Annotated in this window: 10 protein-coding genes; 6 read left to right on the forward strand and 4 right to left on the reverse strand. The window is 36.6% G+C overall.

Annotated elements, in window-relative coordinates; genetic code table 11:
- Positions 1–82: 82 nt before the first annotated feature.
- A complete protein-coding gene (locus ABD005_RS14600) occupies positions 83–310 on the forward strand; it encodes a hypothetical protein (RefSeq protein WP_215981143.1) in 228 nt (75 codons plus the stop codon).
- A 295-nt stretch (positions 311–605) separates the two neighbouring features.
- Here the strand turns inward: ABD005_RS14600 and ABD005_RS14605 are convergent, their stop codons facing one another.
- The 3 genes from ABD005_RS14605 to ABD005_RS14615 all read right to left on the reverse strand — a co-directional run bounded on the left by ABD005_RS14605 (position 606) and on the right by ABD005_RS14615 (position 9,044).
- Positions 606–1,007 carry a hypothetical protein gene (locus ABD005_RS14605; protein WP_343818344.1) on the reverse strand — a complete coding sequence of 134 codons (402 nt, stop codon included), beginning with the start codon at positions 1,005–1,007 and terminating at the stop codon, positions 606–608.
- Between the two features lie 340 nt (positions 1,008–1,347).
- Positions 1,348–6,066, reverse strand: coding sequence for an EAL domain-containing protein (locus tag ABD005_RS14610; protein ID WP_343818346.1), 4,719 nt, complete (start codon positions 6,064–6,066; stop codon positions 1,348–1,350).
- Positions 6,067–6,209: 143 nt separating this feature from the next.
- Complete coding sequence (locus ABD005_RS14615; RefSeq protein WP_343818347.1) at positions 6,210–9,044, reverse strand: insulinase family protein; 2,835 nt, start codon at positions 9,042–9,044, stop codon at positions 6,210–6,212.
- A gap of 268 nt (positions 9,045–9,312) precedes the next feature.
- On the opposite strand from ABD005_RS14615, the gene sixA reads away from it, so the two are divergent.
- Entirely contained in the window at positions 9,313–9,801 is a 489-nt protein-coding gene (sixA, locus tag ABD005_RS14620; protein ID WP_343818349.1) for a phosphohistidine phosphatase SixA, read from the forward strand.
- A 32-nt stretch (positions 9,802–9,833) separates the two neighbouring features.
- Here the strand turns inward: sixA and smrB are convergent, their stop codons facing one another.
- Positions 9,834–10,475 carry an endonuclease SmrB gene (gene smrB / locus ABD005_RS14625; RefSeq protein ID WP_252738990.1) on the reverse strand — a complete coding sequence of 214 codons (642 nt, stop codon included), beginning with the start codon at positions 10,473–10,475 and terminating at the stop codon, positions 9,834–9,836.
- A gap of 64 nt (positions 10,476–10,539) precedes the next feature.
- On the opposite strand from smrB, the gene prmB reads away from it, so the two are divergent.
- The 4 genes from prmB to ABD005_RS14645 all read left to right on the forward strand — a co-directional run bounded on the left by prmB (position 10,540) and on the right by ABD005_RS14645 (position 14,582).
- Positions 10,540–11,484 (forward strand): 50S ribosomal protein L3 N(5)-glutamine methyltransferase, encoded by a 945-nt coding sequence (gene prmB / locus ABD005_RS14630; protein ID WP_343818351.1) that lies wholly within the window; start codon positions 10,540–10,542, stop codon positions 11,482–11,484.
- 141 nt (positions 11,485–11,625) lie between these two features.
- Positions 11,626–12,747, forward strand: coding sequence for a chorismate synthase (aroC, locus tag ABD005_RS14635; protein WP_343818352.1), 1,122 nt, complete (start codon positions 11,626–11,628; stop codon positions 12,745–12,747).
- Between the two features lie 168 nt (positions 12,748–12,915).
- Positions 12,916–14,070, forward strand: a complete 1,155-nt coding sequence (locus ABD005_RS14640; protein ID WP_343818353.1) for an MFS transporter — start codon at positions 12,916–12,918, stop codon at positions 14,068–14,070.
- Between the two features lie 107 nt (positions 14,071–14,177).
- On the forward strand, positions 14,178–14,582 hold the full coding sequence (locus ABD005_RS14645; protein ID WP_343818355.1) for a rhodanese-like domain-containing protein: 405 nt from the start codon (positions 14,178–14,180) through the stop codon (positions 14,580–14,582).
- Positions 14,583–14,602: the final 20 nt, after the last annotated feature.

Here is a 14,602-nt window from a genome sequence, read left to right on the forward strand (position 1 = left end):
CTTCTTGGTTGAAAAATAAAATATTGTTCGCTATATTAGCGACCGTTTTTATTTTGCTCTTGAATATTTAGTTGTTGTTCTTATGTCACTACTTGCTTTAGGTATTTTATTTCTGATTGGCTTTTGCTCAAGTGGTTTTTATTACTACCACTCTTTATGCGCGGGTATGCCACGTAAACGTTGGGCGATTGGCGGCTTTATTTTAGGCCCAGTATTATGGCCAATGTTTTCGATGAAAAAGCGTATGGTGCTTAATCATTATTATTCTGTTGCGGGCGGTTATTTGAGTGTGGCGCGCTTTCGCGCATAAGTAACGACTATAACGACTGTCAAGTTAACACTTGCTATATACCAGCTAAGTATTAAGACATAAAAAAAGCTAATATATCTTGTTGATATATTAGCTTTTTTATTCACTTTATTTTATTAACACCCTTTATGTGAGGTGATTAATATCAAAGCGTTATTAATTAACACCACCAACGACTGGCTGAGGTTTCTTTTATTTCAACTGCCGCTGCAATGGGATTTTCTTTTTTAGTCGCACTTGGGGTAAATAGTGCTTTAATTAATTTAAGCATGCTCACTCCGAGTAATATTTCAGATTAAAGACGACGTGTACCGCGTGCATCACCAACTTGTTGTAGTTCTAAAGCGTTATCAGCGCTAAGACGACGTGTACCGCGTGCATCACCAACTTGTTGTAGTTCTAAAGCGTTATCAGCGCTAAGACGACGTGTACCGCGTGCATCACCAACTTGTTGTAGTTCTAAAGCGTTATCAGCACTAAGACGACGTGTACCGCGTGCATCACCTACTTGTTGTAGTTCTAAAGCGTTATCAGCGCTAAGACGGCGTGTACCACGAGCATCACCAATACGAATAACGCCGCGTGGAGCTGCAATTTCAAAAGTTTTTAATGTGTTAGCTGTAGCTTCAGAAACATTCGCCACTTGAGAAGAAGGTGTCATTGATACTGCCATTGAAAGAAGAATAGAACTAAACATAAGATTTCCTTTTTTATTAATTTAATTTGACTTAAGTTATTTATCAAACTAAGTAATGCTAAAGTTGTGCCAAGATGTATTTCTAATGTTTATTATGTTAATTTTATGTGAGTTTTTTTTGGGGGGATACTTGTGGAGCCTAGTTTCTATGGCGTTTTACGAGTATATTTAACGTTAATGGTTATTAAAAGGTATATGAGTGGCTTTTAAGTTGTTGTGAGTAATATTTATTTTTCAAGTGTCATTATATTGACGTACGTTATTGGCTGTTTTATTCAGCATGATCTCTCGAAGGGCTGATAATGGGCCGTTTATTTAATCAGCTATAAAATAAGATCTTTTATAACTGATTAAATGAGGTTGATTGTTGAGTAACCTGATGTGAAATTAAATATTGATGGAAATTATCACGGGGTAAAGGTTTACTATATAAATAGCCCTGTAACTGCTCACAACCAAGAGAGGATAAAAAGTCGAGTTGCTTATTGGTTTCAACGCCCTCTGCAACGACTTGCATTGTTAAGTTATGAGCGATGGTAACTATAGTGGCAACCATATTTCTTCCTTGCTCTGATACTTCAATATCGTCAACAAACGCTTTATCAATTTTTAAAGTATTTAAAGGAAATTTCTTTAAATAGGCGAGCGAAGAGTAACCCGTACCAAAATCATCAAGCGATAAATGAATACCCATATCACGTATCTGGTTCATTGTTTCAATAGCTTTTTGTGGGGCATTCATTACTGTACCTTCGGTTATTTCTAACTCAAGGTATTTAGCCGGTAATTGACTTTCTTTTAATATGCTCGCAATTAAAGCGACAAGGTTAGCTTGAGTAAATTGTACTGCTGAAAGGTTTACTGCGACACGACCGTTGAATAAACCAGCATCTACCCACTTTTTTGTAGCAAAGCAGGCTTTACGTAAAACAATTTCACCTATATCAATAATCTGCCCTGTTTCTTCAGATACGGGTATGAACACTGCGGGGCTAATAATACCTTTAGCTGGTGTTTCAAAGCGTACTAAGGCTTCCATACCTGCTACTTGGCCTGTTTTAATCGATATTTTAGGTTGGTAGTAAACAGAGAATGAATCTTCGCGTAAACCATGACGAATTAAGGTTTCAACTTGTAGTCGATGCACTGCTTCTTTATTCATCGACTCGTTAAAGAATTGATAACGGTTACCACCAGCATTTTTAGCATGATACATGGCGGTATCGGCATTTTTTAAGAGTTCATGAGGGCTCAATCCATCGTCGGGGTATAGTACAATACCAATACTACTAAAAAGTACAATTTCTTGGTTTTTTAATTTAAAAGGCATAGCAATACACTGTAATACTTCATTGGATATGCTGGTAATAGTATGAATATCGTTAGTGTTTTCAATTAATATACTGAACTCATCACCACCTAAACGATAGACAGTATCTTGTGGGCGGCCGATATTAACAATACGCTCGGCAATTTTACATAAAATAGCATCGCCTACTTGATGTCCCAATGAGTCATTGATTTTTTTGAAATTATCTAAATCGAATACCAATAGCGCGTGTGGGGTTTTGTTTTTAACGAGCTTGGTTTGGTGCAGTTGAAAAAAGGTTCTGTTAGGTAAGCCTGTCAGAGTATCTGAACTGGCAAGCCTACGCAGTTCGCTTTCGGTAGCTTTTCGTTTAGTGATGTCTGAAAAAACGCTGACAAAGTGAGATATACTTTGGTCTTCATCATAAATAACGTCAATATTAAGGTCAGTAAAGTATTTATCTTCATTTTGATGAAGGCTTTCAATTTCACCATGCCAGCGACCTTTAGTTATCAGATGCTGCTTGATACTTTCGCAAAATTTATCAGGATATTGACTAAAGCTCAGCGGTTTTCCAATCATTAGCTCTCGAGTTTTTCCTGTAATTTGTACAAAGGCTTTATTAACATCTACAGCGATGAAGTCTTTATCATAAATGACAACCGCATCAGAAATATTTTCAATGCAGCGCGCAAACAGTTTTAAGGTTTCTTCGGTATTTTTAATTTGGCTAATATCTTTAAGCGTGCCAGTCATACGAGTAGGCTTACCTTGCTCATTACGCTCTACTATTTTTCCACGATCGAGTACCCAAATCCAATTACCATCCTTATCTTGTACGCGATAAGCCGCTTCATAATGATTACTCAACCCTTTGATATGCTCGTTCAACTCATGCTTAACTCGAACAATATCATGGTGGTGAATATTACTTTCAGGTGATTGGGTTATATGGGTACTATTTGCCTGCTGCGGTAAAGTATTACGGCTACCATCTTGTGGAAACTCAAGCTTACCCCAAATATTAGAGCGGAATACTTTTCCTGAGAGCATATTCCAATCCCACATTTCATCGCCGCTACCCCATAGAGATAGCTTTAAACGCTCTTCATTTTGTTTGATTTTTAAATGATATAAGCGTCTGTTGCGTGCTTGTTGGAAAACAAAACTAATAAATAATAAAGACAATAAAAGGTAAATAAAAATAGCACTGTTCGTTAACCACCAAGGAGCTAATATATGAACTTGTAATTTACTTATGCTACTTATTTTAGCACTTTGAGAGTCATAGGCCTGTACTTCAAACGTGTAATTGCCAGGGGCTAAATTAGTATATGTGGCTTTTAAGTTGTTTTTATCTGCCTCAATCCAGTCACTCTCGAGACCTTGTAATCGGTAATGATAGTTGAGCTGATGAGGTAATTTTGTATTAGGTGATACAAATTCAAAACTCACGGGAGAATGGCTGTGTCTTAAAATGACTTTCGTTAAACTATTGAGCTGCTTGCTTAATGTATAAGGTGCTTTTTTATTATTTTTATCGCTTTGCTCAATAGTCGGGTTTTGCTGTATTTTTACTTTTTTATTGGCAATGTATAAATTGGTAAATAGGGGAGGATTGATTACTTGAGTAATACTTAATAATTCACTTGGTAAAAACTGATAAAAACCTGTAGGGCTACCGAAATACAGCTCACCATTTTGTTTTTTAAGTGCTGAGTATTTTATGAATTCAGGCATATTTAATGAAAAATCAGCATCAAAATGAAGAATGCTATTAGCTTCAGAAGAAATAACACTAATACCCTTATTTGTTGCGATCCATGCGTTGCTTTGATCGTCGATAAGAATCGATGCAATATAATTATTTTTAAGACCATTTTTTTCATTAAACGTAATATGTTTGTTTGATGTCCTATCAATGAGTGTGATGCCTTGAGAATCCGATCCCAGCCATATGTACTGTTGACTGATCGCAATGCTGGTTATTTTTTCACTGTTAATATCATTATTTAGTGTTAATAAAGGTGGGCTAAATAGTAAGGCTTGTGGATCATAAGTTACAATATTATTGTCTTGAGAAATAAGCCATAGCTTGCTGTTACCATCTTTATGAAGCTTCGAAAATATATTGCTTTCTTGATCAAGGTGGGTACTAAACTCTTTAGTGCTAGTGTTATAACTTGTTAACATACCTTTGGTATTTAAGTACCAAAGGTGATTGTTGATAACATAAACGAGTTGGTGAGTAGAGTAACCAGAAAGGTAGTCCCAAGATTGATGTTTTTCGTTGTTTTTAGTGAGTGTACTTTTCTGATATAAAGACCCTTCGCGTGACAATATCCATAAAGTGTCTTTACCACTCAGAATTTGCCTAACTCCGCTAGGTATATTGAAGTTTTCTTGGTAAATGGCATTATTTTCTAATTTGAAAACCCCTTGTTGTTCGGTTGATAAATATACAGCGTCACTATCTGTTTGAGTAAACGACTCTACTCGGTAATTATGCTTTGTTATATTATCAACTTCAGCTAACCCATGGTAAAGCATAGAGTTTAACGGTGAATATTTATTAAGCCCTCCACCATAACTACCTAACCACATTGTGCCATTAGCGTCTTTAAATATATCCATTAACCAGTTATCAGAAAGAGAAGTGCTATAGGCGCTTTTTGTATGACTACTAATAGTACCGTTAAGCAGGTTAATGATGTTTAACCCGTCATTAGTCGCAAGCCAAATATTATTATCATCGTATTGTTCAATGGCCCTGATATGGTTAGATAATAATGTCGGTAGGTTTTTATTTAGGGCGTCTGTATTACTGTATTCGTTATTATCTCTAGCAAAAATATGCGAACTTAACTTGTAGTGGTGGTCAATAACAAACAAACCATTATCGGTTGCTAGCCAAATGCTATCATCGATTTCTTTTAAATCAAAAAGCGCAGTGGCATCAATGGATAACTTGTATTTATTATCTCCTTGTAGTGAGCCAACATAATAGAAGTTATTATTAACAAGGTGAATACCATGCCCGTAACTGCCCAACCAATAATTACCTTGCTTATCTTGATAAATCGTTTTTATTTCAAGCAAAGAGCCTTTAAAGTCATGTACCTTAAGAGGCTGAAAACTAAGTTCAGACTGCTTTAGATTAGTAACATCTAGGCTTTGGACACCGGTACTGGTTGACACCCACAAGCGTTGATTTTGGTCTTGGTAAATATCCCAAATAATATTGTCTTTGAGTGAGTTAGCATTATTAACGTCGTGATGAAAGTTATCAAAGTTATCTAATTCTCTATTGTAGCGGCTTAGTCCATTTTGAGTACCTATCCACAAGGTATTATTACTATCAATAAAGATTTTACGAATGACATTGTCACTAATAGAGAATGCATTGGCAATATCGTGTCGATAAACTTGGAAGTTTTTACCATCAAAACGATTTAAACCATCTTCTGTTGCAATCCATAAATAACCTTGTTGATCTTGTGTAATGGCAAAAGCATTACTGCTCGATAAGCCTTCATTTGCTGAAAACTGACTAAATTTTAATTGGAAATCGTTAATGTTTTTATGGATATGATTTTGAGAGGTAGGATCTGCAACTACAGGGAAGCTAATAAGTACGCTGAATAAAAAACTGTAAATAAACAAAGTGATAGTAGCGCTAATAGGAATTAACTTGGTAAGAAGAAGGCGTACAACATTCTGTTTCAAAAAAGGCAAAGGAAATAAAAGCAAAGGTAAACCCTATTAAAAGCACTAACTTAATGTAATGGGAGCAGTTAGTTAAAGATAATTGTTATTATTATTAATATAAGCATTGTCATTACAAAACATACAACAGCCCAAGTCAATCTAAGCTGTTGCTTATATCGGCAATTTTAAAACTTTCTTTGGCTTTTTTTTACGAATTCACTCAGGTTGTTTATTATTTTACCATTTAACTGTACTTTTTCGCGATTTTTTTGCTTTTTGTCTTGCTCAGCTAAAGAGTAAATAACAACTCTATCAGGGTTAGTGCTAGGCATGATAGTAGTTCTAATAAATTGAATTACATCATTTAATTTTACGTTAACTATTGTTTTGATTAATTGCTGCTTATGTTCAAATAGTTGATCGTTATTACAAATAGCAGACCAAAACCGTAGGCTTTTAATCCGTAAGTTTTGATCATTTTCTTGTAACTGTCCTGCTAAGCCTTGTGTCAGCTCAAGCCAATCGTTGGCACTGATTTCTTGCAGGTTTTTCTCTGCACAATTAATGAAGTCATCCATAGCATTAATTAATGCTATTGCATCGGTATGAGGCGATTGAATATAAAAAGCGATACCTGGATAACGGTTTATTGGCACATAACCAACACCGACTAAATAACCATATTGTTTTTCAGTGCGCATTTGTTGAAAAAACAATGGTGAGAGTAAGTGGCTGGTGATCATGGCTAGCGCAATACTTTGATTATCATTACTAAGCATTGGATTGTAGATAACACTGGCATGATCATGGTCAGCTAATGAAATTGGTAATAACAATGTCTGTTGTTTGTGGATGTCGATAACTGGGCACTGCACAGCGTAGCTATCATCAACCGCACCAATAAAGGCATTTTTGACATTGAGAATAATATCGTTGGCATGTTGAGGTAACCAATTGCCATGAATGAGCATCTCGATAGTAACTTTACTAAAAAGTTGCTGACAAAATTGTTGATATTGAGCGTAAGTGACAGTCATTAATGCCGATATAAGTTCGACAGTGCTGGGGTTATTAGGCTGCATTAACGAGCTCAAATTTGAAAACAGTTGAGAAATAGATTTACTTTTGTTGCTGTTTTGCCATTGCTTAATTATTTGTCGTTTGAATAATTCAAAGTGAGATTGACTTACCTGATGTTGTTTCAATCTGGTGAGCAGTTTAGGTAATAGTAAATTTTGCTTTTCGCTAACGCCTGATAATTGTAATGTTACCCCACCTTGGTGAGCATATAAGTGATAATGAATCCCTGCTAATTCAGCGTCATAATTTTCTTCAATTACAGTATCAGTATATAAATCTACAAATAACCGAGTCATGGCAATATTTTCATAACTGGTGATAGCATACGGGGAGTCAATACCTATATATAAATAACCTTTAGGGACGTTAAAGGTACAACCTTGTTTATACCAAGCCGTAAAACCATTCTCGTTGACAATTTTTTGGGGAATTAATTTCGTTTTGTTGTTATCGGTGCTGACGTTGTCTAATGCTGAGCTATAAAGCTTTGGGTGACTAACTATATAAGGGTTTTTCTCTGGTAGAAAAAGCTCACTAAACCAAGGGGAAGCAGTTTCAGCCATTGATAACTTACGCCAATGGTTAAGTTGTTTAAGCTCTATTTCGTTAACTTGATAAGGGACTTGGTACCAAAAGCTTCGAGTATTAAATGAATTTTTTTGGCTCACATGAATAATACGCATATTATCAACATTGAGCGCATTAAGTAACTTAGTCGTTCTCTCAGGTGCAATACCTGCCATGATATAGTCGCCAAAAATATAGTCTTCAACAGGGTAGTGCTGCATATTCAACACGAGTTGGCTAACGCTATCTAGCGGGTGAGACTTTTCATGGTACAGAAAAGATAACTCACTAATACTTTGTTTTTCTTGATAGTAATGTGAGGGGATGGAGTCAGCTTTTAATGTCGCTATATAACAACAAACAATATCAATAATATCATTAATATGTTGTTCGCCTAGCTCAGTTAAGCGAATTGAAATATTAAAATCTTTAAAGTTAGAGCCGTTGATTCCCGAGCCTGCTGTTAACCCCATAGCCCATTGCTGTTTTTTTAGCAGAGATAAAACACTGCCTTTACCTTCATGACCAAGTAGGTAGGCTAACACAGATTCTGGTTTGTCTTGGTAGTATTGATCAATACCCTCCATGGCAAAACTAATAATTAATTGGTGATCATTTTTAACAGGACAAACATTTATTTTAATACCTTGATGGCTAGGTAAATAAAGCGGTTGCTCTATTTTAGGTAGTGGTTCACAAGCGGACTTTATATTAACAAATAATTGCTCGGCTAAGTTTTGTAGCGCTTTAAGTGATTGCGGCCCTTCAAGTGCTAATGTCATATAATCAGCGCGATAAAAGGTATTAAAAAATGCTTGAATTTCACCACTAATACATTGGCCATTTCTGTCTGCTAAGGTATCTAACGTACCAACAGAAAACTTTGAAAATGGGTGTTTTTGATTAATGGTTTCTTTATGCACATCATATAAACGACGAATATCATCTTTTAATTTTAAGGCAAATTCAGCGTCGATATTTTGTCGCTCTTTAATGACAAATTCTTTTGACAGTAAAGGGCAGGTAAAAAATTCACTAAAACGCGTTAAGGCAGGTTCAAAATATTGGTGATTAATATCAAAGAAAAAGCAAGTATGCTCTGTTGCTGTCCACGCATTATGTGAGCCGCCGTACTGATTAATAAATTTTTGATATTCACTACCATCAGGGAAGTTTTCGGTGCCTAAAAATAACATGTGCTCTAAAAAATGAGCTAAACCTTGTCTATCTTCAGGGTCTTGAAAGTGACCTACATTAACCGCTAACGCAGCGGCAGATTTAGTTGTTTCATTATTGTGAATCAGTAAAACCCGCAAACCATTTTTTAGGGTAATAGCTTGATATTTTTTTAAATCATTAGGACTTTGCTTCAAAATTAGAGCTCCTAAGAACACTTTAAACAGCAAAGCGTATCGCGATAAAATATGAATAAAAAGAAGGGGATTATTGACAAAATCACTTTCTAAATTACCTTAAGGAATAACTAACATCTATTATATTCTTAACAGTTGTTATTAAAGTGCCGTTAATTCTATTACTATAGCCGCAAAATTATTCTATATCTAACTATTTAATCACGATAAAGTGAAAAAATTATCGCTAAATGTTTGAATTTATCCGCTAATTTATGCGGGAGACTTAATGCAAGTATATATAATGCGCCATGGAGAAGCCGAGGGCTTCATTGGTCATAACTTTCACAGTGATAGTGACAGACCCTTAACAACACAAGGGCAACTTGAAGCGCAATTGATGACGAATTGGCTGACTAAAATGAATATTCATTTTAATCATATTTTTGTTAGCCCTTTTGTTAGAGCACAACAAACATGTGCTCACGTACTGAAAAATATTAATATAAACGCTATTACTTTGGATTTTATTACGCCTGAAGGAAGTGCTAAGCAGTTACATGACTTTATTGATGGCTTATCGCCGAATAATGTCGAAGTACCCGAACAGGCGTTGCTGATTGTTTCGCATATGCCATTAGTAAGCTATTTAGTGGCAGAGCTTACTCAAGGTGAGCACGCGCCTATTTTTGCGACAGCAGGTGTTGCTCAAATTGATTATGATACGCAAAGTATGCGTGGTGAATTTGTACGTATGATATCGCCACACGATCTTTAATTGTTTGCTTTACCTTAAGATAAGGTAACAGGCTAATCTCGATTGAATTTATCTTTTAACTCAATCAGGGCAAGTAATGCGCCATTACCACCCCATTCAAGTGGCGCTTGATGAAATGCCATAACATCAGGGTGTTGTACCAGCCAGTGTGGCACTTTGTTTTTTAATACATGCGAGCCAATGCCGTGAACAACACAAATACATTGTGCATGCTCTTTTTGACAAGCATACAGCAGAGCGGCAAGCTCTTTTTTGGCTTTATGCTGGTCTAAACCATGTAAGTCTAGAATTAAGTCGGGTGTGTAGTGGCCACGGCGTAGGTTTTTAACCTCAAAACTATCAACACCTTCACGGACATATTTCATAGGACCTTGGGTGGTTAAATTTGGCTCGAATTCATCAGAAAAATGAAACTGGGCCACCATTTTATCTGTCTTTTTATTGTCACTAGGGCGTTTTGATTTGCCCGACGTTTTGACATAATGTATGGTGTCAATAACCATAGGTTTTACTTTACCTACCGCATCACTGAATAACTTTTTATCATCATCAATTATCGCACTATCCTTGACTGTGGTAGTGGTTTTATTGTGAGCGGACACAACAGTTTTTTCTGTTGAGCGTAGTTGCTTTTTAATTGCCTTGAACGCGGCTTTTGAGTCAATATTTTTCATGGCGTTAGTGTAAAACATTTATTTTTAAATACAACGTGTGTTAACAAACACCTTAGGAAAAAGAGTGATCGAATCCAATTCTACTGAAATAACCAAGCAGCTTCATACTATTGCTGACTTTTGCCGTTACGGCGCAAGTTTATTTAATCAAGCTGAGCTGTTTTATGGTCATGGTAATGATAATCCTTTAAGCGAAGCACTTACCTTGGTTATGCACGCATTGTCTTTACCTGAGCAGTTGAGCGATCAAGTAATGAGTTGTAACTTAATCGAACAAGAAAAACTGAATATTCTTAGCTTGTTTGAACGTCGAGTTACAGAACAAGTACCTGTTGCTTATATTACTAACCTTGCTTATTTTGCTGAGTTACCTTTTTATGTGGATGAGCGTGTTCTGGTGCCGCGATCGCCTATTGGTGAGCTGATTGAAAAACAATTTTCGCCTTATATTAATGCAGATAAGCCACCGCAGCGTATTTTAGACTTGTGTACAGGTAGCGGTTGTATTGCTATAGCGTGCGCGAGCTATTTTCCAGAAGCTGAGGTTGATGCGGTTGATTTATCTGTTGATGCCTTAAATGTAGCGCAACTGAATATCGAAAATCATGGCTTAAATGCACAAGTTATTCCAATTCAATCTGACGTTTTTTCTGGGGTTGAAGGACAAATTTATGATTTAATCGTTAGTAACCCACCATATGTTGACCAAGACGATATTGACTGCCTACCAGCAGAATATACGCATGAGCCTGAAATGGGCTTAGGTTGTGGTGAAGACGGCTTAGATATTGTACGCGTTATTTTAGCGCAAAGTGCTCAGCATTTAAGTGATGATGGTATATTAATTTGTGAAGTGGGTAACTCACAGGTGCATGTTGAAGCTGTTTATCCTAAAGTCGACTTTACTTGGCTTGAATTTGAACGCGGTGGTCATGGTGTATTCATGCTAACTAAAACACAGTTAGTTAAGTACGCAGCACTTTTTAATGCAGCGCTATTAACAGAATAATTAATAGAGTAATTAACAGATAAGTTAATAGCGTAATGTACTCAATATTGATGTCATTACTCATATAAAAAACTCATGTGAAAAATTCATTTTAACAATGAAAAATATAATAAAACAATAACTTATAGGTGGTAAAAGTAAATGTCAGGTAATACCTTCGGAAAGCTATTTACGGTAACGTCATTTGGTGAAAGTCACGGTTTGGGTTTAGGTGCCATTATTGATGGTTGCCCACCTGGGCTTGAACTATCAGCTAGTGATTTACAGTTTGATTTAGATCGTCGTCGACCTGGTACATCACGCTACACCACAGCACGCCGTGAAGCTGATGAAGTAAAAATACTCTCGGGTGTTTTTGAAGGCAAAACTACCGGTACGCCTATTGGGTTAATGATTGAAAATACCGATCAGCGGTCAAAAGACTACGGTAATATTGCGCAAAGTTTCCGTCCTGGTCATGCCGATTACACCTACTGGCAAAAATATGGCTTAAGAGACTACCGTGGTGGTGGTCGCTCTTCAGCACGCGAAACAGCAATGCGTGTTGCTGCGGGTGCAGTAGCTAAAAAATACTTAGCAGATAAATTTGGCATTCAAATTCAAGCATGTGTGACACAAATTGGTGATATTAGTGCTACCGCTGCTGATGGCGGTCAATTTGACTTAAGCACTATTGATTGGCAAAAAGTTGAGCAAAATCCATTTTTCTTTCCTGATGAAAGCAAACTTGAGCTACTTGACCAACATCTACGTGAGATTATTAAAGCGAAAGACTCTATTGGCGCTAAAGTGACGGTTATTGCCAGCAATGTTCCTGTGGGACTAGGCGAGCCTATTTTTGATCGTCTAGACGCTGAGGTGGCGCACGCCTTAATGAGCATTAACGCAGTAAAAGGTGTTGAGATAGGTGATGGTTTTGCGGTTGTAAACCAAAAAGGCTCTGAGCATAGAGATGAGTTAACGCCTGAAGGTTTTGCTTCAAATCATGCAGGTGGTATTTTAGGGGGAATTTCATCAGGACAAAATATTGTTGCGCATATTGCCTTAAAACCAACTTCAAGTATTGGTGTAAGCGGTAAAACTGTTGACTTAGAGGGCAAGCCTACCGACATTATTACCAAAGGTCGTCACGATCCTTGTGTTGGCATTCGCGCAGTACCTATTGCTGAAGCAATGTTAGCATTAACCTTAATGGATCATTATTTACGTCACCGTGGTCAAAATGCTGATGTAAACTGTATAACACCAGATATTGAGAAGTAAATTTGGTACCCTAAATTATTCGTGAACATCTGAGCTCATGAGTAGGTAATAGTTAGGTGTAATCGTGAGGTTATAAAAAATTAAAGGCAACGTTTAGGCGTTGCTTTTTTGTTGCTATTACAGGCGTTTCTATCTTGGTATATTAATTTCTTTGCAAGGTTACCCACTTTGACATTATTTTCACGTTTATCACTAAGTTATTTCTTTTACTTTTCTTTATTAGGCTTAGTCTCCACATTTCTTTCTGTATTTCTTGATGGTAAAGGTTTTACTTCTCGAGAAATAGGCGAGATTTTAGCTATTTTTACCGTCACTAAAATTATAGCGCCAAGCCTATGGTCGATGCTGGCTGATAAAACAGGGCAGCAAATACTAATTATTAGGGTAGGAGCGTTATTAGCTTTATTGTGTTTTAGTAGTTTATTTTGGCTCAGCACTTATGGAACTATTGCTCTTGCCTTAGCGTCATTTAGCTTGTTTTGGACCGCTATTTTACCGCAGTTAGAAGTGCACACATTAACTAAGCTACGTAAAAACGCCAAAATTTACGCCCGAGTTAGACTATGGGGCAGTATTGGTTTTATTGTCTTAGCAGTTATTACGGGGCATGCGATAGGTTACTTCTCAAATCAAGCGTTTGTTATTTTAGGGGCTTTGATGCTGTTGGCGTTATTTATTTGTACTTTGGCACTCAATAATAATAAGAGAAAACGGGTAAATAGTGAAAGTAGTGAGCTAATGAACGTCGCTATTTGGAATAAAATAATCAATGCTAATTTTATAGTATTCTTTTTGGCCGGTGTTTTATTACAAATGAGTTTTGCACCATATTATGGTTTTTTTGCATTATTTTTACGGGAGTTAAACTATCCCGATTTTTCTATCGGTTTATTTGTTTCTCTTGGGGTTATTGCTGAAATTGTTGCTTTTATTTACATGGGGCGTATTTTTAAACATTGCTCGTTAAAACTCTTGTTAACTTTTAGTTTAGGGGCCACCGCACTGCGCTGGTTTTTATTACCTTTGATTGGCGCTAATCCCTATTTATTGGCTATTACTCAGTTAAGTCATGCAGCAAGTTTTGCTATTTATCACAGTGCGAGTATGGCCTTTATTTCCAACCATTTTACTCAGCGTCAACAAAGTCGAGGGCAAGGCATTTATGTTGGTGGTGTTTACGGGATTGGCGGTGCAACAGGCGCTTATATTACTGGTATTTTATGGCTTGATGGTGCAGGTGTTCATGTAGCGTTTGCTTTTGCAGCTGCTTGTGCGTTGTTAGGAACACTTATCATGTTAAGATTAAAGCCTAAAATGACATAATTAATTTCGCTTTATTGCGTCTAGCTTTTTAACCCCTTGTTTATATATGTAATAAATATAGATAATAAATATAGATGAGTAATACCGATTAAAAATCAGGAAAAAATATGATAAACCTTAAAAAAACACTGATGATAATAATGCTACCTGTATTTTTCTTGTTGGATCATTCAACAAGTTTAGCGGTTGAGGTATCGCAAAAACAATTGTTGTCGTTAATGGAACAAGCTGATAAACCGCTATTACTCGACGTTAGATCGGCAGAGGAGTATGCTCAAGGGCACATCCCAGGAGCAATTAATATCCCTCATACCGAGATTAACTCACGTCTAAATGAGTTATTGGCTTACCAGCACCAGCAAATTGTTCTTTATTGTCGTTCAGGTCGGCGAGTTGATATAGCAACAACAGCGTTGCTTAAACAAGGCTTTAGTCAGTTAGATCATTTAACCGGAGACTTTAATGGCTGGCAAGCCAGTGATTTACCACAAGTAAAGCGTAGCGTTAAGTAGCTCTTCGATAACTTTATAAT

Source organism: Colwellia asteriadis, assembly GCF_039523295.1.
In the GTDB taxonomy this organism is placed as follows: Bacteria; Pseudomonadota; Gammaproteobacteria; order Enterobacterales; family Alteromonadaceae; genus Colwellia; species Colwellia asteriadis.